The 22629-nt window shown below is 35.4% G+C and carries 22 protein-coding genes; 16 read left to right on the top strand and 6 right to left on the bottom strand.

The features are described from left to right. The first annotated feature begins 104 nt into the window (after positions 1-104). The 6 genes from HBB17_RS11675 (at position 105) to HBB17_RS11700 (ending at position 6401) form a co-directional block, all read left to right on the top strand. Positions 105-1184: a 6-phosphofructokinase gene (locus tag HBB17_RS11675; RefSeq protein WP_167957674.1), complete on the top strand. Its 1080-nt coding sequence runs from the start codon at positions 105-107 to the stop codon at positions 1182-1184. A gap of 209 nt (positions 1185-1393) precedes the next feature. Further along, complete coding sequence (gene dnaX / locus HBB17_RS11680; RefSeq protein ID WP_167957675.1) at positions 1394-2980, top strand: DNA polymerase III subunit gamma/tau; 1587 nt, start codon at positions 1394-1396, stop codon at positions 2978-2980. Positions 2981-3054: 74 nt separating this feature from the next. Next, complete coding sequence (locus tag HBB17_RS11685) at positions 3055-3408, top strand: YbaB/EbfC family nucleoid-associated protein (RefSeq protein WP_167957676.1); 354 nt, start codon at positions 3055-3057, stop codon at positions 3406-3408. 171 nt (positions 3409-3579) lie between these two features. Further along, entirely contained in the window at positions 3580-4176 is a 597-nt protein-coding gene (gene recR / locus HBB17_RS11690; RefSeq protein WP_167957698.1) for a recombination mediator RecR, read from the top strand. A 359-nt stretch (positions 4177-4535) separates the two neighbouring features. After that, the gene (locus HBB17_RS11695) at positions 4536-5477 is read left to right on the top strand and encodes a SpoIID/LytB domain-containing protein (RefSeq protein ID WP_167957677.1); all 942 of its coding nucleotides are present in this window, start codon (positions 4536-4538) and stop codon (positions 5475-5477) included. Positions 5478-5597: 120 nt separating this feature from the next. Further along, a complete protein-coding gene (locus HBB17_RS11700; protein WP_167957678.1) occupies positions 5598-6401 on the top strand; it encodes a M23 family metallopeptidase in 804 nt (267 codons plus the stop codon). Positions 6402-6502: 101 nt separating this feature from the next. On the opposite strand, the gene HBB17_RS11705 is transcribed toward HBB17_RS11700, so the two are convergent. Beyond that, positions 6503-7402: a phosphatase PAP2 family protein gene (locus tag HBB17_RS11705; protein ID WP_167957679.1), complete on the bottom strand. Its 900-nt coding sequence runs from the start codon at positions 7400-7402 to the stop codon at positions 6503-6505. Between the two features lie 678 nt (positions 7403-8080). Here HBB17_RS11705 and HBB17_RS11710 point away from each other — a divergent pair. Continuing rightward, entirely contained in the window at positions 8081-9262 is a 1182-nt protein-coding gene (locus HBB17_RS11710; protein ID WP_167957680.1) for a pre-peptidase C-terminal domain-containing protein, read from the top strand. A 76-nt stretch (positions 9263-9338) separates the two neighbouring features. Here the strand turns inward: HBB17_RS11710 and HBB17_RS11715 are convergent, their stop codons facing one another. Continuing rightward, the gene (locus HBB17_RS11715; protein ID WP_207717344.1) at positions 9339-10340 is read right to left on the bottom strand and encodes an Ig-like domain-containing protein; all 1002 of its coding nucleotides are present in this window, start codon (positions 10338-10340) and stop codon (positions 9339-9341) included. Between the two features lie 92 nt (positions 10341-10432). Continuing rightward, a complete protein-coding gene (gene trhA / locus HBB17_RS11720) occupies positions 10433-11092 on the bottom strand; it encodes a PAQR family membrane homeostasis protein TrhA (protein WP_167957681.1) in 660 nt (219 codons plus the stop codon). A gap of 319 nt (positions 11093-11411) precedes the next feature. Here trhA and HBB17_RS11725 point away from each other — a divergent pair, with 319 nt between their 5' ends. The 4 genes from HBB17_RS11725 to rpsR all read left to right on the top strand — a co-directional run bounded on the left by HBB17_RS11725 (position 11412) and on the right by rpsR (position 12867). Further along, positions 11412-11609 carry a DUF951 domain-containing protein gene (locus HBB17_RS11725; RefSeq protein ID WP_167957682.1) on the top strand — a complete coding sequence of 66 codons (198 nt, stop codon included), beginning with the start codon at positions 11412-11414 and terminating at the stop codon, positions 11607-11609. Positions 11610-11775: 166 nt separating this feature from the next. After that, on the top strand, positions 11776-12063 hold the full coding sequence (gene rpsF, locus HBB17_RS11730) for a 30S ribosomal protein S6 (protein ID WP_167957683.1): 288 nt from the start codon (positions 11776-11778) through the stop codon (positions 12061-12063). 18 nt (positions 12064-12081) lie between these two features. Beyond that, on the top strand, positions 12082-12522 hold the full coding sequence (locus HBB17_RS11735) for a single-stranded DNA-binding protein (protein WP_167957684.1): 441 nt from the start codon (positions 12082-12084) through the stop codon (positions 12520-12522). A gap of 69 nt (positions 12523-12591) precedes the next feature. Then, the gene (gene rpsR, locus HBB17_RS11740; protein ID WP_167957685.1) at positions 12592-12867 is read left to right on the top strand and encodes a 30S ribosomal protein S18; all 276 of its coding nucleotides are present in this window, start codon (positions 12592-12594) and stop codon (positions 12865-12867) included. A gap of 143 nt (positions 12868-13010) precedes the next feature. On the opposite strand, the gene HBB17_RS11745 is transcribed toward rpsR, so the two are convergent. Both HBB17_RS11745 and HBB17_RS11750 read right to left on the bottom strand, forming a co-directional pair. After that, a complete protein-coding gene (locus tag HBB17_RS11745) occupies positions 13011-13442 on the bottom strand; it encodes a DUF6442 family protein (RefSeq protein WP_167957686.1) in 432 nt (143 codons plus the stop codon). A 2-nt stretch (positions 13443-13444) separates the two neighbouring features. Next, positions 13445-13642, bottom strand: coding sequence for a helix-turn-helix transcriptional regulator (locus HBB17_RS11750; RefSeq protein ID WP_167957687.1), 198 nt, complete (start codon positions 13640-13642; stop codon positions 13445-13447). Positions 13643-14053: 411 nt separating this feature from the next. Between HBB17_RS11750 and HBB17_RS11755 the strand changes: the two genes are divergently transcribed. Beyond that, positions 14054-15256: a hypothetical protein gene (locus HBB17_RS11755; RefSeq protein WP_167957688.1), complete on the top strand. Its 1203-nt coding sequence runs from the start codon at positions 14054-14056 to the stop codon at positions 15254-15256. Between the two features lie 344 nt (positions 15257-15600). After that, a complete protein-coding gene (pulA, locus tag HBB17_RS11760) occupies positions 15601-17559 on the top strand; it encodes a type I pullulanase (protein WP_167957689.1) in 1959 nt (652 codons plus the stop codon). Between the two features lie 230 nt (positions 17560-17789). On the opposite strand, the gene HBB17_RS11765 is transcribed toward pulA, so the two are convergent. Then, positions 17790-17993, bottom strand: a complete 204-nt coding sequence (locus tag HBB17_RS11765; RefSeq protein WP_167957690.1) for a cold-shock protein — start codon at positions 17991-17993, stop codon at positions 17790-17792. 458 nt (positions 17994-18451) lie between these two features. On the opposite strand from HBB17_RS11765, the gene HBB17_RS11770 reads away from it, so the two are divergent. From HBB17_RS11770 to dnaB, 3 genes are all read left to right on the top strand, one after another. Then, positions 18452-20509, top strand: coding sequence for a DHH family phosphoesterase (locus tag HBB17_RS11770; protein WP_167957691.1), 2058 nt, complete (start codon positions 18452-18454; stop codon positions 20507-20509). Then, positions 20510-20956, top strand: a complete 447-nt coding sequence (gene rplI / locus HBB17_RS11775) for a 50S ribosomal protein L9 (RefSeq protein ID WP_167957692.1) — start codon at positions 20510-20512, stop codon at positions 20954-20956. It begins immediately after the preceding gene. 151 nt (positions 20957-21107) lie between these two features. After that, positions 21108-22439, top strand: coding sequence for a replicative DNA helicase (dnaB, locus tag HBB17_RS11780; RefSeq protein ID WP_167957693.1), 1332 nt, complete (start codon positions 21108-21110; stop codon positions 22437-22439). The last annotated feature ends 190 nt before the right edge of the window (positions 22440-22629 follow it).

The raw sequence follows: 22629 nt of genomic DNA on the forward strand, positions 1-22629 counted from the left end.
AAAGCGGTAAATACTGTTTTATAGGTCTTTTCTACGTCTAGTATGGTAAATAAGTGCTAACTATAGTATAATTAGTCACAAGTAAACAAAAAGGAGTGTTGCATATGAAGAGAATAGGTTTGTTAACAAGTGGCGGAGATTGTCAAAGTTTGAATGCCACAATGCGTGGTGTAGCAAAATCATTATATGAAGCCTACGGACCAAAGGAAATACAGATCTATGGTATATTAGAAGGTTATCGAGGCTTAATCTATGAAAACTATGAACTAATGAAACCAAAAGACTTTTCGGGAATCCTCACCCAGGGTGGAACAATCATAGGGACATCCAGACAGCCATTCAAATATATGCGTACTCCAGATGAGAATGGTTTGGACAAAGTTGAGGCAATGAAGAAAACCTATAAAAAGATGAAATTAGATTGCCTTGTAATCCTAGGAGGAAATGGAACCCATAAAACAGCAAATCTTTTAAGAGAAGAAGGACTTAATATCGTTACGTTACCAAAGACGATTGATAACGATATATGGGGGACGGATATTACTTTTGGTTTTCAGAGTGCGGTAAACATTGCAACAGATGCCATTGACTGTATTCATACGACTGCAGCCTCCCATCGTCGTGTATTCATTGTTGAAGTAATGGGACATAAAGTAGGCTGGTTAACGTTACATGCAGGTATAGCAGGTGGTGCAGATATCATTCTGATTCCAGAGATTCCATATAATATTGATTCTGTAGTAGCAGCAATTGAAAAACGTACAGCAGAAGGAAAGAAATTCTCTATCTTAGCAGTTGCAGAAGGAGCAATCTCCACAGAAGATGCAGCACTTACAAAAAAGGAAAGAAAGCAAAAATATAAGAATTCACCTTATCCATCTATATCATACAAGTTGGGCAAAGAAATTGAGGAAAAGACGGGGCAGGAAATTCGAATAACAGTACCAGGACATACACAACGTGGTGGTGAACCATGTCCATACGATCGGGTCATCTCAACGCGTCTTGGTGCAGCTGCAGCAGAACTAATTAAACAAGAAAAGTATGGATATATGGTAGGATTCCGTGATGGTGAAATTATTCCTGTGCCACTTGAAGAGGTTGCAGGTAAATTAAAAATGGTGGATCCTGAATCCTCAATTATCCGAGAAGCAAAATGCCTTGGTATTAATTTTGGTGATTAAGCATTCCTTGTTTGCAAAATTAAAATACATTTGATATGATATGATGTAGGTCAAAAATCGCATGTAACATTTGACTCTAGCTTCAAGATATAAAAGAGTCAAGTGGATTCTATGTTTTTGTATTATGAGAACATGAAGTATGTAGGAATACGTAGGAACCTGAATGTGAAACATATTGAAATTATGTATTAGAAAAGGATGTGCAGGGTATGGCATATACTGCCCTTTATAGAAAGTTCCGGCCTACTGAATTTGGAGATGTCAAAGGTCAGGATCATATTGTTAAAACATTAAGAAATCAAATTAAGTCCGATCGTGTTGGACATGCTTATCTATTCTGTGGAACAAGGGGAACAGGAAAGACGACAATTGCCAAGATACTGGCGAAAGCGGTAAACTGTGAAAATCCCATAGATGGGAACCCTTGTAATGAGTGTAGCATGTGTAAAGCAATCAATAGTCAAAACTCCATGAATGTAATTGAAATTGATGCGGCTTCCAATAATGGTGTGGATAATATTCGAGATATCATTGAGGAAGTTCAATATTCCCCAACACAAGGACGCTATAAGGTATATATTATCGATGAGGTTCATATGCTTTCAGCAGGAGCATTTAATGCATTGCTGAAGACGTTGGAGGAACCGCCTTCCTATGTAATCTTCATCTTAGCAACGACGGAAGTGCATAAGATTCCAGTAACGATTCTTTCTAGATGTCAAAGGTATGATTTTAAAAGAATTACCATTGACATAATATCGGAACGGATTAAGGAGTTGCTGGAAAAGGAACAGGTAGAAGCAGAAGAAAAAGCCATCCGCTATATAGCAAAATCTGCAGATGGTGCTCTTCGTGATGCATTAAGTTTACTTGATCAGTGTATGGCATTTTACTTTGGTGAAAAGCTGACCTATGATAACGTACTTAATGTGTTAGGAGCAGTTGATACACATGTATTTTCAACATTGCTGCGTTTGATCATTGCTGGTCAGGTTACGCAAGCAATGGAATTGGTGGAAAGGCTCATAATAGAAGGTCGAGAACTAGGACAGTTTGTTGTAGACTTTACTTGGTATCTACGAAATCTGTTACTAGTAAAAACGTCGGATGCTGCAGAAGATATTATTGATATTTCCTCCGACAATCTGGTAGAATTAAAGGAGAATGCAGAAAGTATAGATGCAGAGCGATTAATGCGGTATATCAGGATTTTCTCAGACCTTGCAAATCAGGTTAAGTATGCATCTCAAAAACGCGTACTAGTGGAGATAGCAATTATCAAATTATGTCGTCCTCAGATGGAGCAAAATTACGATTCAATCCTAGACCGGTTAAGTATAATTGAAGAAAAACTGGAGAAGGGTATTGTGGTGAATACTACAGGTTCACCTAGTAATCCACAGGCAGTCGTGTCAGAAATCAATGAGGAAGAGCAGGCGGAAAAGATATCATTAGAAGAATTACAAAATGCGGTGACAGAGGAAGTAAGACAAGTCGCACAAAACTGGAGAACAATTATATCTAATCTGCATGGGTCGTTAAAACCAATGTTACTTGGAGCGAAATTAAGCATAGGATCAGATAATCAGTTGATTTTACTGTTCTCTGAAGAAGTGGATAAGGATTATGTAGATAAAGAGGGACAAAAAGAAGCGATTGAGATGGCAATTGCAGAGAAGATTGGAAAGAAAGTCGTTATCCGAACAAAGCTTATTGAAGCAGGGAATGATAAGAAACAAGATTTTCCGGACCTAACAAAGATATTCAAAAATGTTGATATAGAATATGAAAATTAAACTAACGTAGCAATACGTTACAGAACTACTTGGTCTCATGAATGGAATCAGGTAAGTAATAGGAGGAATTAAGAATGGCAAAAAGAGGTGGATTTCCAGGAGCAATGCCTGGCAATATGAACAACCTAATGAAACAAGCGCAAAAGATGCAAAAACAAATGGAAGAGAAGACAAAAGAAATAGAAGGTAAGGAATGGGAAGCCACAGCAGGTGGTGGAGCAGTTACCGTTAAAGTATCAGGAAAGAAAGAAGTTGTATCTGTTAAACTTTCTGAAGAAGTAGTTGATCCTGATGATATTGAAATGCTAGAAGATTTGATCGTTGCAGCAACCAACGAAGCATTACGTAAGATGGAAGAAGAATCTTCTCAAGCAATGAGTTCCATTGCAGGTGGTTTAGGCGGCTTAGGTGGAGGTTTCCCATTCTAAGTTAATAAGAAGAGACGAACAGTAGAGGGCATAGACATTTCAACATGAGATGTCATGCCTTTTTCTAAAGAACTGGTTTAGATAGAAAAAACTGTGTGAAAGATAAGACTTTTATACAACGATTGTGCGTTGTACAGAACGCAAGATCTATGAAAGGGCATGGAAATAAGTATGGATTATTATAGTAGCCAAATAACAAAATTAATTGAACAGTTAGCACGATTGCCTGGTGTTGGTGGAAAAACGGCGCAACGTCTTGCATTTCATATCATTAATATGCCAAAAGATCAAGTACAAGCTTTGGCAGCTTCAATTACAGAAGCCAAGGAGAATGTTCGCTATTGTACAAGCTGTTTTACCTTGACAGATAAAGAAATTTGTCCAATCTGCGCAAGTGAAAAGAGAAACCACAAACAGATCATGGTGGTGGAAAATACAAGGGACTTAGCAGCATATGAAAAAACACAAAAGTATGAAGGGGTTTATCATGTGCTTCATGGAGCCATTTCCCCTATGCTTGGAGTTGGACCATCGGATATAAAATTGAAGGAATTGATGTTGCGTCTACAAGGAGACGTGGATGAAGTAATTATAGCGACCAACTCCAGTTTGGAAGGGGAAACAACCGCGATGTATATAAGTAAGCTGATCAAGCCTACAGGAATAAGGGTTAGTAGGATTGCAAGTGGTGTTCCGGTTGGCGGTGATCTTGAGTATATTGATGAGGTAACCTTGTTACGTGCTTTGGAAGGTAGAACACAGTTATAGATCGGACGATACGGAGAGTCAGTCGAGAAAAGACGGTGTGTTTGCCTGGCTCTGAAAGGTAAACAAAAAAAGAAGATGCATATCCGATTGCATCTTCTTTTTTGTTAATGAGAGGGGGGGAGTATTTCAAATGTATGAAAATCTCTTGCAAGTATTATTCTAGCAAGGAGTTGTGACCGTAGTATGTACATTCCATAAAAAGAAAATGAAATAAAATAAATTCATAATACAATACTAAAAGAAACATAAAAAAGTTGTTAAAGAAAAATAAAAAGTGTCAATTACAGGATATATAGCAACGTGGACGGGTGGTATTGCATATATTACTATGAGCATTTTCTTACAAGGAGTATATGCAGATGAAACAAAAAGCTTGTGGACTAGTAGTGATATTGCTCATTATTCTATTAATTCCATGTTGTATAACCTATATACTTTCTGGAAAAGATCAATTTTATATGGAAGAAAAGGATGCAGCTATACATATTCTCATCACAGAGGATTCTATGGAGAAAGAATGTACCCTTGATACTTATATTATGATGGCAATGGAAGCAAATATTCCATTGAACTACCATTTAGAGACACTAAAGGCGCAAGCCGTTATCATCCGGACCTATGTATATGTGATCGTACAACAAAAACAAACCAATACCATAAAGGCAGAGGAGATTGGTCTGCTTTATCAATCTGATGACAGTGTACTAGATAAAAAAGAGGAGGAACAGGCTACATATAAAGCGAATATAGAGAAGGCCGTAAAAGAGACAAATGGGCAAGTGATTCTTTGTGAGGGGAAGTTGATTGTTCCATTGTTCCATGAGGTAAGTGTTGGTGTGACAAGAAGTGCAAGTACAGCCATAGGAAAGAATATATCTTATCTCCAAGCGGTAGAGAGTAAAGCGGATGTGCAGAGTGAGAATTATATGCAGATTGTTAGCTTTAAAAGAGAAGAGATAATTAGGTTAGCAAAAAAACTTGTACCAGATTGTGATCTTTCAGAAGAAGCCATATTAGATGAGATTCTAGTAAAAGAACGCAAAGAGGATGGCTATGTAGATTTGGTACAGATTAAGGAAGATGAAGTTAGTGGAGAGGTATTTGCAAAACAGTATGGTTTAAACAGTACGAATTTTTACGTGGAAGCCTATGAAGATTCCATTCGATTTATATGCAAAGGAAAAGGGCATGGATTAGGATTAAGCCAGTTTGGAGCAAATCTAAAAGCACTACAAGGGGAAACCTATAAGACGATTCTTGCTTATTATTATACAGGAGTAACCATTGATTGCTATGAATGATAAAGCACAGAAAATAGAGAGGGATAAAACAATTAAAAAGACACAGAAACAATTATAAAATAATAACACATATGTATAAAAGACGCATTTCTGGTGAAAATATTGCTAGAGGTGATGAATGTGAAGAAAAAGAATGTTCCAGACTTTTTAAAAGCCAAAGGCTTTTATATATCTTTACTTACTGGTATATGTGCACTTTGTGTCATTTGCATTGTGTATGTAAGTATGCTTACTAGTAACAATAAAGATAACCTTGTAGATTTAAATGACTCTACTGCTAAAACAGAAGATATGGTCAGTGATGACAACAAAGTTGCAACGGATGAAGGAACCCAAGAACAAAATGTTGCAGGAATTGATGCAGATGTACCAATGGATTTAACAGGAGATGCAGAGATTCACGAAGAAGCACAGGAAACAACATCAAATGCTGTTGCAACAGAGGGTACGGCAGAGGAAGAACAGCCAGAAACAGTTGCTACTAGTGGAAAAGGTACGAATTTAACATTTAATGAAGAGGAAGGATTACTTTGGCCAGTAGATGGGAATGTGATCATGAATTACAGTATGAACAGTGTTATCTACTTCCAAACACTGGATCAGTATAAGTGTAATCCAGCAATTATCATTCAAGCAGAAGTTGGAGACGAGGTACTTAATGCAGCAGATGGCGTTGTAACGGATATTAGTTATAACGAAGAGACAGGCAATACAGTAACAGTATCCCTTGGAGATGGTTATGAAGTAGTCTATGGACAATTGGATGAAAATCTTAACATTACAAAAGGACAGACGGTAAAAGAAGGTGCTGTCATCGGTAAGGTCGCAGAACCAACAAAGTACTATATTAAAGAAGGAACCAATCTGTTTTTTGAAGTATTATTAGAAGAGAATACTGTAAATCCAATGTTATTATTACGTTAAGAAAAAGGATTATGATGCGAAATAAAATCGTATCATAATCCTTTTTGATGTACAAAGCAGGTAGTATGGTTACAACCTGATTTGCAGAGTTATATTACCCATTATTCGGTAAGTAATTTTGATTCATAATGTTTTAAGAGATAGGGAAAACCGACAGTGATCCATAATACGAGCATACTATAACGAATAAAATCACTTGGAATGGATGACCCGAAGATCGCTTTTAATCCTACCTTTAATAATACAGTAATTCCTATACCAATTAAGAATTTAATCACCTGTTTGGAAGGAGCGGTTGCTCGTTCAGAAAAACGTATATAGGTTGATTCAATAAACCAGCCAATTGCAAATCCAATACCAGCACCAGCAGCTTTACAGCAATCGGAAGCATAGCGAGTCTCGATGGTCCCATTGTGAAGTAAAACCAATGAATAAATTGCTACGCCAATGGAAATAGTGACTAAAAAAATAGCAGTCATAAAAAGATTGTTATCCAGTAAGCGAAAACGGTTGATTAGGTAATTCGTTACATAAGAGAAGATGCAGGTAATGAAAAAGGAGGTAAGGACATCTTGAGGTGTATGAACGCCCAAGTACATACGAGAGATCATTACTCCGGCTATAATTACAAAACAGAGAATTTGAAGACGTTTTTTCTTAGTATTCCAAGCAAAGGTACTATAAAGCGCTGTTGCACACTGTGTATGGCCACTTGGAAAAGAGTATCCAGTAGCTGTTGGTACTGCCTGAGAAACAGCGTGGAAGGAAGAATCTTTTACCCATGGTCTTGGTATGCGAAATGTAATTTTAAGTGTTTGTACAACTAATCCTGAAGAAAAAAAGGAAAAACAGATACGATAAGCCAAACGTTTATTATGACACCAATAGAGAAAGCAGATGATGGCTAATACAAGAGTTTCTTCACCGAAACTGGTAAAGACGAGAAAAAACCAAGTTAACCATGGCGTACGTATTGATTCTAGTAATTTTAAGAATTCCATTTAAACCTCCATACGGTTATAATTATATATCACATATTTGATTCTGTTGCGTATATTATATTATAGCAAAGGAGTCGGTTGAATAAAAGGTTCAATCTGATATACCATTTAGTATTGTTGTGCTTGCGGTAGAATGTTACCGAACTTTTACATAATGACAATATGCAACCGATTTTATTTACTTGTTGAGAAGATATATTCTCAACTATATTGTATTCTTTGCTACTGCATATGCACGTATTCTGTGCAAATGCTTATTGCTAATGCGGGTGAATAAATAAAACATTCTCTTGCAGTACAGCATCTCACCTGCTTCGGTGACATACTAGACTAATTGGTTGCTTGACATATATTTTGATTTGGGCTGTTTCTTTATTGAAACAGCCTTTTTATATAGGCTATTTTCAGAGATATTGGGTGTAATCTGAGGTTTAACTTGCATGAGTAAAGTATGAGTTTAATATAATAGAATAATAACTACAAGATTAGAAGGATAGAGGAATAGGTTCTTAATTAATACGATAGACACACAAAATGGGAAATATAACCGAATCTAGTTCATATTTACCACTACCCACGAATTGAAAAGTAGGGGTACATTTGCTATAGTGATAATTGATAGCTATTGAAAGAATCTTATGCTTAATGAATTAAGCGGAAAGGAAAGAGAGGAATAGAATGAATAAATCAAGAAAAACATTTGCGAGTACATTGATTTGTGTGATGTTAGTTGTTTCTATGCTATTTGGAGAAAGTATAAGTAAGGCAGCGACCATACTAGATACGGAGAATAATCCCAAAACAGAACTAACAACTACAACAATTACAACGGGAACAGATGAGGATTTTGCTAATTTTACAACGAATGTTATTCAAACAACAATGGAGAACGAGGTTGTTCCACTAAAAATTGACCAAAAGGGTTGTTTAAACTATATTGTAGCAACAAACCTTACAAGTGGAGCAGATGTTGGAGTATTCTCCGATGAAGGCTGTACAACGAAAGTAGGAAATCAACTTTATATTAGTACGTATTCTGATGTAATATCAGAAGGCGTTTATGCAGAGCAAGGAGAAGCCTACTTCACAAAAGCAGGAACTTATTATGTTAAGTTCTCTGATCCAGGTACATATACTTTTTCATCCCAACTGTATAATGGTGCAAATCGTACAATAAAGAATAATACGTATACAACAAGCTACGGATATAAGTATGATACATACAACTATGATAGCAAGAATATCTATTACAAATACAAAGCAAGCAAGACAGGTTATATCACCATAACAGCAGAATTTCAAGAAACTTACGGAAACGCATATATAACCTTATGTAATAGCAAGAAAAAAGCAATTACGGATGATGCTTATCTATCAACTTCAAGTACAAGCCAAAAAGTTGTATTTGCAGTTAAGAAAGGAACCACTTATAACATTAAGGTAAGTACCACCTCAGGACTTTATCGTGTAAAGAGTAAGATTACAGGTGTAAGTGAAAGTAGTGGAGCGAAAAAGGCAAAAGCTAAGGCATTAACATTCAAAAAAGAACGAAAAGGAATTGTTCTTGCAGAAGATAAGACATCAAAATATGATTACTATAAGTTTACATTAACAAAAGCATCAAAGATTCATATGGACATTAAAGGAAATGTATCATCTGGTAAGATCTGTGTGGAATTAACGGGTACTAATATTGCTGGTGCATTAACAAAATATATATCAACAACGGATTATAGTTATAGTTCCAGTGTTGAGACATACACATCAAGCAAGTTACCAAAAGGAACTTATTATGTTAAAGTATACAAAGATAGTAAGAAAACATCTGGAACCTATTCCATTAAGTTTACAAAGAAATAAATATAGACATTCAAAAAACCCACTGGATTAAATCCAGTGGGTTTTGGGGTTATATAGCATCTATTTTATTGTTATTTTAGTAGTAGTAGATGTATGTTCCACTAGTAGTGTAAGAAGCATTTCTAAGATCTGCTTTCTTAATCTTTAATTTTGATTTCTTAATAGTAACAGTAAAATCTTTTGAAGATTGATTTGAGACGCTCATGCTCTTAGATTTTACTGAGTATGTACCGATTGTTTTACCAGAAGCACTCTTGAATGTAATCTTCATATCCTTTAATGAAGATACTTTATATCCAGAATAATTGATGAAACGTACCTTTAAAACAAGGTCTCCGTTTTTAGCATAAGAAGCTTTGTAAACTTGTAATGCACAGTTTCCGTAGTAAAGATCTTTATAAGAACCTTTTGTTTCTTTATAAGCATTCTCTTTAACGGTTACTTTACAAGTTAATTTTTGACCTGTTTCTTGAACAGTTGCTGTAATTGTAGCAGTACCAGCTTTCTTACCAGTAACAACACCTTTACTGCTTACCGTAGCTACGCTTTTCTTGCTTGTTGTCCATTTAACAGTTCCAGTACAGTTATCAACTGTTAATTTCTTTGTAAATCCAGCAGTAATTGTTGCTTTAGAAGCACTGATAGTAGCTTGGATCTTAGTAGCATCTACACCAAATATATAATCGGTATTGGCATCGAATTTAATTTCTACGGTGTAATCACCAGAATCCATATCTGAGCAAACTAAATCGTAGTAGTAAGAACTAATGCTTTCTTCCCAAACTAAATCGCTGCTATAAATTGTTCCGCCTGCATAATAAGTACCTACACTATCATATACAGTAATATCACAGTTAACTAGTGCAGGAGCATATAGATAAAAGTACACATCCGTATTGGTGTCTACTGTAAAGTCGTAAGTAATAGCAGTGTCAGCTACAGCATTTCCGTACTCTTCAAGTAAATTATCATACTCCTTCTCGGCCGCTTTGCTTGTATTTGTATTAGCAAACACAGTGGTTAAGCATAATACAAGTACTAACAACAAAGAATAAATTTTACTTCTCTTGTTTTTCATATCAATAACCTCCATTTTTTAATTATATGACCCTATATTACTATACTACACATGTTTTTTTATGAAAATGAGTACTTTGTACTAATCTAAAATTACATCGTGGCAACGTAGTAATACATTAGAATAAAATGGCAAAAGCTTCCTCCAAGACAAAACAAATGGAAGATGTCATGAGAGTTAAAATTCTTATGAAGGCTATTAAATACAGGTAGCTTTAAAGCGTAGATGACGCCACCTATGGTATAGATAATTCCTCCAGCTAGCAACCATCCAAAAGCTGCTCCAGAGAGATTTGCTAACAATTGAGGAAAAGCAAATACACACATCCAACCCATAATAATATATATTATAGAAGAAACCCATTTTGGACAGTATACCCAGAAAGCCTTTAAGAAGATTCCTGCAAGCGCCATAGCCCATATTACTGTGAATAATGTCCAGCCTGTGCGTCCACCAAGTACGATCAGACAAATAGGAGTATACGTTCCAGCAATTAAAACAGAGATACTCATATGGTCAAATTTTTTAAGACGCCGATTTATCGTATCTGAAGCATTAATGGAATGGTAAAGAGAGCTAGCAGTATATAATAACACAAGTCCAAAGCTAAAAATCGCTAAAGATATGGTATGAAGCAAATCAGATTTGATAGCGCTATGAATAAGTAATGGAATAGATACAAGCAACGCAATAGAGGAACCAAATATATGGGTAATTGCGCTAGCGGGATCTTTAAGGTGTATTCTGTTCATAATAAATACCTCCAATAAAATAATGGTTAAGAAAAGTTTGCATTAAATTGAAACTTAGATACAATGACAAGTAGTATTCAAAACTACATGTTGATATATGTATAGTACACCTCTGATTAAAAAATTGCAATACGTATTTTTTTACATTTTTATAATAGAAAATACAATAATAATAAGAAGTAATAAAATACGTACTAATAAAAATAGGTAGTAATAAAGTAAGGATATAAAATATAGCAGGTTGATAATGTAAAATACAGTATGATATAATACGAGTACAATTGTTCGTAGGTTATTATAGAAAAGTCGAGGGATCAGAATGGATTTAAATATTGGTGATATTATTAAGTTGAAGAAACCACATCCTTGTGGCAGTAGTGAGTGGGAGATTATAAGAGTAGGAATGGACTTTCGGTTAAAGTGTGTTGGCTGTGGTCATCAGGTGATGTTGCCTAGAAAACAAGTAGAAAAAAACATACGAAATATAAGGAAAAAAGACGAAATAGAGCGGGATTAGGGAGACCCCTAGAAAAAAACGAATTTATTATAAAATTTTCTTGCATATTATGTACAAGTATGCTAAAATCACTAATTGTGATATATTTAAAATTAATTAATCCTTGCTCTTTTTTAGATTAATAAAAAAGAAAAGGGCCAAAGACCAAAAGGAGGTGCAAGCAACTATGAACAAATATGAATTAGCCTTAGTTGTTAGTGCAAAAATCGAAGACGATGCTAGAGTAGCAACTGTAGAACAAGTTAAAGAAATGATCACTAGATTTGGTGGTACAGTTACTAACGTTGATGAATGGGGTAAGAAGAGATTAGCTTACGAAATTCAGAAAATGAGAGAAGGATTCTACTACTTCATCCAATTCGAGTCTGAATCAACAACTCCAGGAGAAATCGAACAAAGAGTTCGTATCATGGAATCTGTTATCAGATATTTATGCATTAGACAAGACGCATAAAGAAGGAGGAATTCCTTTATGAATAAAGTAATCCTAATGGGTCGTCTTACAAGAGATCCAGAAGTGAGATATTCCCAAGGGGAAGGATCACTGGCTATAGCAAGATATACCCTCGCAGTAGATCGTAGATTTAAACGTGATGGGGAACAGACTGCAGATTTTATTAGTTGTGTATCATTTGGTAAAACAGCTGAATTTGCAGAGAAGTACTACAGACAGGGAACGAAAGTATTGGTAACTGGACGTATACAGACTGGTAGCTATACGAATAAGGATGGACAGAAAGTCTACACAACAGAAGTTGTTGTAGAGGAACAGGAATTTGCAGAAAGCAAGGCAGCAGCTAGTGAAAACGGTGGCTTCCATCAAGCAGCAGCAAGACCTGAACCAAGCCAAGCAATTGGCGATGGCTTCATGAATATCCCAGATGGTATTGATGAAGAATTACCATTTAATTAATAGGACGTGTAAGTCAAAATTATAAAATATACATGAAAATGTATAAAACCCGGATAAGGAGGTTGTCTTATGCCATACAATAAGAATGATAGAAACGATAGAGCTGATTCTCCAATGAAGAGAAGAGGCGGACGTAGAAGAAAAAAAGTATGTGTATTCTGCAGTGATAAAACAAATGCAGGTATCGATTACAAAGATATTAACAAATTAAAAAGATATGTATCTGAAAGAGGTAAAATTCTTCCTAGAAGAATCACAGGAAACTGTGCAAAACATCAAAGAGCTCTTACAGTTGCAATTAAGAGAGCAAGACATATCGCTTTAATGCCATATACAATGGACTAAGAAGTTGAACCCCCTATACGTAAAACGCATAGGGGGTTTTTATGTTTTCAAATTATTACGTAATGTAAATATTCTAAATGGTGAAGGAAGAAGATGGCTGCTATCTACCAAACGTAATAGAGGGTAACGAGTCTTAACCAATGTTACAATATCTTATCAAACTTTATACGATAGTAAATACTATAGCCAATAACAAAAAGATAAGCAAAAACAACCAAAAGAATCGTATTGAGGTCCTTATTCATTAGACTTAGTGTAAGCATAAGTGCTCCAAATACATAAATCATGATATCAAACCCTTTGGCTTTTGCAGCGTTTGCAATCATAATATTACGTTCGTCTAAGCGTTCAATCTCCATCTTTTTTTCTAGTGCAGGATCACCTTTAAAAGCACGGTTTCTAAGTAAAGTACCCATACCATGACCCCATGTTCCACAGCCAATAGCAATACAGATATAGGGTAGTGTAGCCAAAATACCTTTAGTTGAATCCGCGCCCTTAACAAGAACAAAACCAAGTATAGTTAGAATTAGACCAACAAATGTTACAAGAAAACTTTTTACATTCTTATTCATAATTAATCCTCCTTATATAAGAATATATCTTCAATTGATAGGTTAAAATAATGCGAGATTTTAAAAGCAAGTAATATGGAGGGATTATATCGTCCTTTTTCTAAAGAACTTATGGTTTGACGAGATACCTCCAAAAGATCAGCTAGCTCTTCTTGCTTGAGACCGTGTTCCTTTCGTAATTCTTCTACGCGATTTTTCATTTCCTTTTCTTAAAACCATCCTTTCATTATTTTATTAATATCTTTAAATCAAAGTTACAAGACTACTCATATACATCCCCCTGATCATTACAATGAATTTGTTAAAAATATATAGCTATGTAAAGCTTACTTTACATAGCTATATTATACACAATTTTTAAAAAATGTAAAGGATACTTTACATGAAACGTAATAAAAATTTACTATCCAATTCATAGAATCGAATAGTTTATCAATCCGTGGAGATAATGATAGTAATGATTTCATCAACAACAAAGTACAACATACTGTAATCAAAAATGTTGCGATGAAACAGTTTAGTTATGGATAATAATCCAAAAAGTAAGTAATACTATGTCGACAGATTGTAAGATACAGGACAGTCCGTCAGAGAAAGGAAAAAGGTGAAAGATGATGAAAAAACGTTTCAAGAAAAGTCTTCTTGCATTGTGTATGGTTATTGCAATGGTTGGTGTAACAGCATGTGGTCGTAATAATAATGCAGGAAATAACAATGCTGCCAATGATGATAGTAATACAGGAGACAATACGGCAGGTGATAATGCAGTTGAAGAGAATGTAGGAAATCAAACAGAAAATGGAGGCATTGTTGATCAATACAATACATTATTACAAACAGAAACAAACAGTGACAATGTCTATGGTTTTATCGATGAGAATATTACAAATGCAAGTGAGTCAGAAGCAGATCAATTAGTTAGTGGTATCTTAGGTTTTGAAGATACTTATGAAGATGTAGATTACTCCCGTCTATATGCATACAAAAACTATGTATCCGATGAGGTAGAAGACTTCTTAGAATTAATGTACGAGAACCAGCAAAAACCTTATTTAAGTGATAAGGGACTTGGAGTTACATTAGATGAATTACTTGATCGTGCAGAAGATTTTGAAAAGCATATTACAGAATTCCCAGATGGTATTACCACGCAACCTTCCTATGAGGCATACTGCAAACTCATGAATGCTGCCATCGTTGGTGGATATGATTCGACAAATAGTGAAAGCGGATACTTTACAGGAGATGCAAAAAACAGAATTGATGGTCGTGCTGTAGATGAATATATGAAGTTCTTAGCAGACGAAGTAGATGATGGTGACGACGATCAAGTTAATGCAAACACCACAAATGGAAATACAGCAAGCAATAATAATACAACAAATGGAAGTACAACTTCAAATGGAAATACAACTACAAGCGGTAATTCTACTGCAAATGGGAGCAGTAACACGAATGGAGATACACTTGTAGAAAGTACAGATATGTCCAATAGTACTGGAAATTCCGCAAATGGAACTACAGCAAGTGGTAATAATGCTACTACAGGAAATAACACAGGTAGTTCATCAGCAAATAGTAATACAACAGGAAATACAACAGGAAGCACAACCAATGGAACAGCTTCGGGAACAGATAATAACAAGGTAAATGTTGGAGATGATTCGGAAGAAACATTTACCGCACCAATAACAAGAGAGATTGTTCAGGAATATGTAGATTTATTAGTGAAAAGTAAAAATGAAATAACAACAGATGTGCAGGATTTTTATGATAATTTGAATAAACGAATTGCAGAGAAATTTGATCTGTAAAAGAAATAAGTAGTAAAGAAAATTACTATCTGCTTACGTCAAGTAGGTTAATAAGGGGTCAAAGGTACTTTGATCCCTTATATCTGGTTGTTTCTAAATGTCGTACATACGTATAATCTTTTGATTTTCAAAAAATAAATGGTTTGAGAGCATATTAACGTAAACAACCATATGATATATAAGTTTCTTATCGAAAAATTTCGAAAATATCTATACACGGATTTACTTATTTATGATATAATTATGGTGGCTTGTGTTAATGGCTTTTGACGATTATGTATATTAAGTGATAGTCATATATAACATGAGAAATATAAGAAAAATTGGGGAGAGGAACGACGCCAATGGATAAAAAATACCAGCAACATCCGTATTCAGGAAAAGAGTTTAATGAAAAATACTACTATGACCAAAATGATTTGGGTGCAATCTACTCCAGTACGTGTACACAGTTTAAGGTGTGGGCACCAACAGCTAATAATGTAAAAGTTAAGCTATATAAAGATGGACATACAGATAGTTTTATCAACCAGTATAACATGAGTTCAATTGAAAATGGAGTATGGAGTTTAGCCGTAGAGCAAGATCTGAATGGAATATATTATACATACGAAGTTACAATTGGTGATACGGTGAATGAGACGATTGATCCTTACGCAAAAGCAGCTGGGGTTAATGGGGAAAGAGGAATGGTAATTGATTTGGAGAAAACCAATCCCAAAGATTGGAGTACAGATACGAGACCAGCATTTACCCGAGACACCGATGCAGTTATTTATGAATTACATGTAAGAGATTTATCCATGGATTCTAATTCAGGAATAGAATATAAAGGAAAATTCCTTGGAGTTGCAGAAGAAGGTACAAAGAGTGAGAGTGGACAATATACTGGTCTTTCTCATATGAAGGAACTTGGGATTACCCATCTACATTTACTACCAGTTTTTGATTATCACACAGTGGATGAAACAAAATTAGATACGCCACAGTTTAACTGGGGTTACGATCCAAAAAACTTTAATTTGCCTGAGGGATCTTATGCAACAGATCCATATCATGGAGAGGTGCGAATTAAGGAATTCAAACAAATGGTGCAAGCATTACATCGAAATGGAATCCGAGTTGTTATGGATGTGGTTTATAATCATACATTTGCAGATAAAAATTCTAATTTCCATAAAATTATGCCAGAATACTATCATAGAGTAGCAGAGGGTGTGTTTAGTGATGGATCTGCTTGTGGTAATGAAACAGCTTCAGAACGTTCTATGGTACGTAAGTTTATGATTGATTCGGTTACCTATTGGGCAAAAGAGTACCATATTGATGGATTCCGCTTTGATCTTATGGCGCTACATGATATTGAAACAATGAATGAAATACGAAAAGCAGTTGACGCCATCGATCCAAGTATTTTGCTTTATGGGGAAGGTTGGACAGGTTCGGATTCTGTTCTTCCAAAGAAAAGACAAGCTCTGAAAGCACATACGTATCAGTTGAATCGTGTTGGTGCATTTAGCGATGATATGCGTGATGCTATTAAAGGTAGTGTATTCGATGGAGAGGATTATGGATTTGTAAGTGGAAAAAAAGGATTAGAAGAGGCCATTCGATTTGGTATTGTAGCCGCTACCAGTCATCCACAAGTAACCGAGATTAAGGCATGGACGCATAATCCTGGACAATGTATTAATTATACTTCCGTACATGATAATTTTACTCTATGGGATAAATTATCAATGTCTCGTAAGGATGCAAGCAAAGAAGACCGAATTCGAATGAATAAGTTATCAGCTGCAATCATTCTTACATCACAAGGAATTCCATTATTCTTAGCTGGTGAGGAATTGTTGAGAAGTAAGCCAGTAGAAGGGCAAGAAGGCATGTATGACCACAATAGTTATGTATCTTCTGATGTGGTTAATGCAATACGTTGGGAGAATAAGAAAACCTATCAGGATGTGTACAAGTATTATCAGGGGTTAATAGCATTCCGTAAACAACATGCAGCGCTTCGTATGGAAACAGAAAAAGAGATCCAGGAGCACCTTACCTTTATGGATACACCAGAACAGGTAGTAGCATATCGACTTCATGGTCCAATAAAACAAGAAACAGCAAAAGAGATATATGTAATCTTTAATGCATCGGAAGAAAGTGTGACAATCAAACTACCAGAAGGAAAATATGGTGTATATGTAAATGAAGAGAAAGCAGGTGTAAACTGTTTGGCTGAGATGGTAGGAGATCAAGTATCAGTTGAACGGATATCTGCAATGGTATTAATAAAAGAAGAGGCGTAATACTAGATTAAATTTATCATTTCACATGGTATAAAGAGCTAAGTAGAAGGTTATCATAAAACATACAAGCGAATAACAATCGTGATGTTAATTGAAAAGAGAAAAAGAACATCGTAAACTTGTGATAAAATTTACGATGTTCTTTTCATTAAAAAGGTGTGATACAGATTAGAAAACTAATCGATATCACACCTTTGTTATACTCGTATATTACGAACTATTACGTCAAATTAAGCGATTTGAACGTTAACAGCTTGCATTCCGCGGCTTCCTTGTTCTAAATCGAAAGTAACGCCTTGTCCTTCTTCTAATGATTTAAAACCATCACCAGCGATTCCTGAGAAATGAACGAAAACATCTTCTCCACCTTCAGCATTTGTAATAAAACCATAACCTTTTTGTGAGTTAAACCACTTAACTGTACCCTTGTTCATGAAAGATACCTCCTAAAATAAATTTTGTAGCAGGATGGAATTTATATGTGAACTTACTTGAGTTCCAGACTAATTCCACACAAAGGAATGTGCTACGCATTTCTTTGTATATTTTAGGTGAAAATTAAAAACACATGTTTTTGTAAATCATCAAGTAATTAATGACTTACAAAAACATGTGAATCATAACCTCATATAAAATACATATTAAGTATAGATGATTTACACAATTTAGTCAAGTAATATGTGAAAATGTATGTGCATAAAAAATAGAAATGAGTTACAGACAAAAGGTAAGATTCTATAAGGATTTTGGGGTGTATCTAGGTTATAAAATAACTTTTGACCCCACCTTCATATAATGATATAATAAAAGCCATGGGTTATGTAAGAAACTAAGGCATTGGTTTGTGAAATAGAGCAAACCGAGGGAATTAATTGGAAAGCTGGGAGTTCGAATGAATAGAAAAAGTAAGCTTACTGCAATGATTAAATCATACTTCCGATGGCCTGTTTGGTTATCTGCATTGCTGGTAGTCATGAATATAAGTATATACTTTATTGATAATAGAGCAGCAATCATGATGAGTATATATGTACTAGTGTATATAATTGTTGCACTATTTTTATATCGTTCCAAGCGGGTTACGATCTTTGGAGAAATTGTACGTTTCGCTGCGGATTATGGTCAAGTTCAAAAACAATTGCTAAAAGAGCTATCGCTTCCTTATGCAATCTTGGACATTGATGGTCATTTGTTGTGGGGAAATGATGAATTCATTGATATTATTGTGAATGAACGTGCAGCTAGACGTTCCATTATGAATATATTTCCGGAGATTACAAGAGATAATTTACCGCATGTGGATAAAGACACCATATTACATGTAACATTTCAAAATCGTAATTACCGTATTGTTTTACGTAGAACGATTGCTAAGTCTTTTCATGAAGGTGAAGACGAGTATGATGAAAATTATGAAAACAGTAACATGGATAATTCTTTGATTGCCATTTATATGTACGATGAAACAGAGATCAAATCAATCATTCAAGAAAACCAGGAACAAAGAATGGTTATTGGTTTGCTGTATATAGATAACTATGAAGAAGCATTGGAATCCATCGACGAAGTACGGCGATCTTTATTAGTTGCACTTGTTGATCGAAAGATTAATAAGTATATGCAGAATCTAGATGCGATTGTGAAGAAGTTAGAAAAAGATAAATATATCTTTATGTTTAAGCATAAGTACTTGAGCCAGTTACAAAGTAATAAATTCTCTTTACTTGAAGAAGTACGAGGAGTCAACATCGGTAACGATATGGCGGTTACGTTGAGTATGGGTCTTGGTGTAAATGCCGATACTTATACGACAGGATATGATTATGCCAGAGCAGCGATTGATCTTGCCCTAGGTAGAGGTGGAGATCAGGCGGTTGTAAAAGAGGGTGAGAAGATCCTCTATTATGGTGGCAAGAGCATGCAGGTTGAGAAGAATACCCGAGTTAAGGCAAGGGTAAAAGCACATGCCCTAAAGGAACTTGTAGAGGCAAAAGACAAAGTGGTCATTATGGGACACTCCATTGGAGATGTGGATTCATTTGGTGCCGCAATTGGTATATATCGTATTGCCAAAACTCTCAATAAACGTGCACACATTATAATTAATGAAGTGACTACTTCGGTACGTCCATTGATGGATCGATTCTTGGATAATCCGGATTATGAGAGTGACATGTTTTTAAATAGTGCCCAGGGCATAGAAGTGGTTGATAGCAATACATTGTTGGTTATTGTTGATGTAAATCGACCAAACTATACAGAGTGCAAGGAAGTTCTCGATCTGACGAAAACGATCGTCATATTAGATCATCATCGACAAACGGGGGAAGCGGTAGAGAATGCCGTATTATCCTACATTGAACCATATGCATCAAGTACATGTGAAATGGTTGCAGAGATATTGCAATACATTGGTGAAGGATTGCGTTTGAAACAAGCCGAAGCCGATGCAATGTATGCAGGTATTATGATTGATACGAATAATTTCTTGTCGAAAACAGGAGTGCGTACCTTTGAAGCTGCCGCTTTCTTAAAACGAAGTGGAGCGGATGTAACGAAAATCCGTAAGGCATTTCGTTGCGATATGATGGAATATAAGGTACAAGCGGAATCCGTAAGTAATGTAGAAGTATTTTTGGATTATTACGCAATTACAGAATGTGTTGGACATGGCGTAGAAAGTCCTACGATCATTGGTGCAAAAGTCTCCAATGAACTATTGAATATAACCAATGTAAAAGCATCTTTTGTTTTTACGGAGTTTAATGGTAAGATCTATATCAGTGCTCGTTCGATTGACGAAGTCAATGTACAGATCATAATGGAAAAGTTAGGTGGTGGTGGTCATATGAGCATTGCTGGTGCGCAAATGTGTGACTGCACAATGGAAGAAGCAATACAAAAAGTAAAAGATACTTTAGTACAGATGCAACAGGAAGGAGAATTATAGATGGAAGTTATTTTATTGGAAGACGTAAAGACGTTAGGAAAAAAGGGCGATAAAGTTAAGGTAAACGATGGTTATGCTAGGAATTTTATCTTGCCTAAAAAATTAGGAATTGAAGCAACTCCTAAGAATATAAATGACCTTAAATTACAAAAAGCCAATGAAGAAAAGATAGCAAAGGAAATTCTTGAACAAGCACAAGCATTTGCTAAGGAATTAGAACAAAAGGTGGTTGTTCTTAAGATTAAACTTGGAAAGGATGGAAGAACATTTGGTTCCATCTCAACAAAAGAAATATCCCTTGCTGCAAAAGAACAATTGGGATATGATATTGATAAAAAGAAATTGCAATTGGCTGAGCCAATAAGAAATATGGGAACATTCCATGTACCAGTGAAGTTACACCATAAGGTGACTGGGGAATTAACCGTTAAGGTAACAGAACAGTAGAATTTATTATTCATCTTTATCTATATAAGCATTCGATCGTTAAAAGGTATTTTATGAGTCTAAAGTCATGTGTTTCAGCAAATATGAAATACATGACCTTTTGACCCTTATATCATATAATTTGTGTAGATAAGTTGAGAAGGAGAAAGTCATGGATGAGTCATTAATTAAAAAAGTACCTCCTCATAGTATTGAGGCAGAGCAATCTGTAATCGGCTCCATGATCATGGACAAAGACGCAATTACCACGGCATCTGAAATCATATCGGCAGAAGACTTTTATCAGCATCAATATGCATTGCTATTTGATGCAATGGTGGAACTTTTTAATGAGGGAAAACCAGTAGACTTGATTACTCTTCAAGAAAAGATGAAAGAAAAAGAATTACCTTCTGAATTAAGTAGTATAGATTTCATTCGAGATCTTATGGCGGCTGTTCCAACTTCTGCAAATGTGAAATATTATGCCAATATTGTAAAAGAAAAAGCAATCTTGCGTAAGTTGATTAAGGTAACCGAAGGAATCGCCAACGAATGCTATTTGAATCGGGAAAAACTTGAAGTCATACTAGAAGATACAGAAAAACAGGTTTTTGATGTTGTGCAAAATAAAGCATCAGGAGACTTTGTCAGTATTAAGGATATTGTTATTCGAACATTGGAAAGTATTGAGTCCGCTGCTAAGAATAAAGGTAGTGTAACAGGAATAGCAACGGGATTTTATGATCTTGATTATAAGATGGCAGGATTACAGCCTTCCGATTTGATCTTAGTGGCAGCCAGACCTTCTATGGGTAAGACGGCATTTGTATTGAATATTGCGGAGTATGTAGCTGTGAAATCCAATATAGCAACTGCAATATTTTCATTGGAAATGTCAAAGGATCAGTTGGTAAAACGTATTATCTCTATGAACTCAAAAGTTGATTCACAGGCAATTCGTACGGGTGAACTACAGGATGATGACTGGGTAAAACTTGTGGAGAGTGCTAGGAATATAGGTAACTCCAATCTGATCATCGATGATACCCCTGGTATCTCCATTGGAGAATTACGATCAAAGTGTAGAAAGTATAAGCTGGAACATAACCTGGGACTTGTTATTATTGACTACTTACAGTTGATGACAGGTGGCAAGAAAGCGGAATCTAGACAACAGGAAATTTCAGATATTTCTCGTTCCTTAAAGGCACTTGCCAGAGAGATTAATGCGCCTGTTATTGCATTATCACAGTTAAGTCGTGCAGTAGAACAACGACCAGATAAGAGACCAATGCTCTCCGATCTACGTGAATCTGGAGCCATCGAGCAGGATGCCGATGTTGTTATGTTTATCTATCGTGATGATTACTATAATCATGATTCAGAAGATGCAGGTGTATCGGAAATTATCATTGGAAAGCAGAGAAATGGTCCAACAGGTACAGTAAAACTTGCTTGGTTATCACAGTTTACAAAGTTTGCAAATCTGGAGAGACAATAGCAGGGATGGACATATTTTTATTTGTATGGATTCGTTAATAAGATTAATAGTCTTGTATGTTAATTTGATATGCCCCCTGTCAAGTAGACAGGTTAAATATCTAAAATGAGTGTTTACTGAATGACCATACTTCGTATGAGGTATGGTCATTTTTTATGCACACCATTTTTCTTTGTATTTTTTGATTCGT

It is taken from the genome of Anaerosporobacter faecicola (assembly GCF_012070565.1).
Taxonomy (GTDB): domain Bacteria; phylum Bacillota; class Clostridia; order Lachnospirales; family Lachnospiraceae; genus Anaerosporobacter; species Anaerosporobacter faecicola.

Coding starts and splice junctions, on each gene's coding strand:
- HBB17_RS11705 (WP_167957679.1), bottom strand. CDS start 7,402: ATGGAATTCTTAAAATTACTAGAATCAATACGTACGCCATGGTTAACT.
- HBB17_RS11695 (WP_167957677.1), top strand. CDS start 4,536: ATGAAACAAAAAGCTTGTGGACTAGTAGTGATATTGCTCATTATTCTA.
- rpsR (WP_167957685.1), top strand. CDS start 12,592: ATGCCATACAATAAGAATGATAGAAACGATAGAGCTGATTCTCCAATG.
- HBB17_RS11675 (WP_167957674.1), top strand. CDS start 105: ATGAAGAGAATAGGTTTGTTAACAAGTGGCGGAGATTGTCAAAGTTTG.
- HBB17_RS11765 (WP_167957690.1), bottom strand. CDS start 17,993: ATGAACAAGGGTACAGTTAAGTGGTTTAACTCACAAAAAGGTTATGGT.
- HBB17_RS11750 (WP_167957687.1), bottom strand. CDS start 13,642: ATGAAAAATCGCGTAGAAGAATTACGAAAGGAACACGGTCTCAAGCAA.
- pulA (WP_167957689.1), top strand. CDS start 15,601: ATGGATAAAAAATACCAGCAACATCCGTATTCAGGAAAAGAGTTTAAT.
- HBB17_RS11755 (WP_167957688.1), top strand. CDS start 14,054: ATGATGAAAAAACGTTTCAAGAAAAGTCTTCTTGCATTGTGTATGGTT.
- HBB17_RS11710 (WP_167957680.1), top strand. CDS start 8,081: ATGAATAAATCAAGAAAAACATTTGCGAGTACATTGATTTGTGTGATG.
- HBB17_RS11735 (WP_167957684.1), top strand. CDS start 12,082: ATGAATAAAGTAATCCTAATGGGTCGTCTTACAAGAGATCCAGAAGTG.
- HBB17_RS11715 (WP_207717344.1), bottom strand. CDS start 10,340: ATGAAAAACAAGAGAAGTAAAATTTATTCTTTGTTGTTAGTACTTGTA.
- HBB17_RS11685 (WP_167957676.1), top strand. CDS start 3,055: ATGGCAAAAAGAGGTGGATTTCCAGGAGCAATGCCTGGCAATATGAAC.
- HBB17_RS11770 (WP_167957691.1), top strand. CDS start 18,452: ATGAATAGAAAAAGTAAGCTTACTGCAATGATTAAATCATACTTCCGA.
- rpsF (WP_167957683.1), top strand. CDS start 11,776: ATGAACAAATATGAATTAGCCTTAGTTGTTAGTGCAAAAATCGAAGAC.
- recR (WP_167957698.1), top strand. CDS start 3,580: ATGGATTATTATAGTAGCCAAATAACAAAATTAATTGAACAGTTAGCA.
- HBB17_RS11745 (WP_167957686.1), bottom strand. CDS start 13,442: ATGAATAAGAATGTAAAAAGTTTTCTTGTAACATTTGTTGGTCTAATT.
- dnaB (WP_167957693.1), top strand. CDS start 21,108: ATGGATGAGTCATTAATTAAAAAAGTACCTCCTCATAGTATTGAGGCA.
- trhA (WP_167957681.1), bottom strand. CDS start 11,092: ATGAACAGAATACACCTTAAAGATCCCGCTAGCGCAATTACCCATATA.
- dnaX (WP_167957675.1), top strand. CDS start 1,394: ATGGCATATACTGCCCTTTATAGAAAGTTCCGGCCTACTGAATTTGGA.
- HBB17_RS11725 (WP_167957682.1), top strand. CDS start 11,412: ATGGATTTAAATATTGGTGATATTATTAAGTTGAAGAAACCACATCCT.
- rplI (WP_167957692.1), top strand. CDS start 20,510: ATGGAAGTTATTTTATTGGAAGACGTAAAGACGTTAGGAAAAAAGGGC.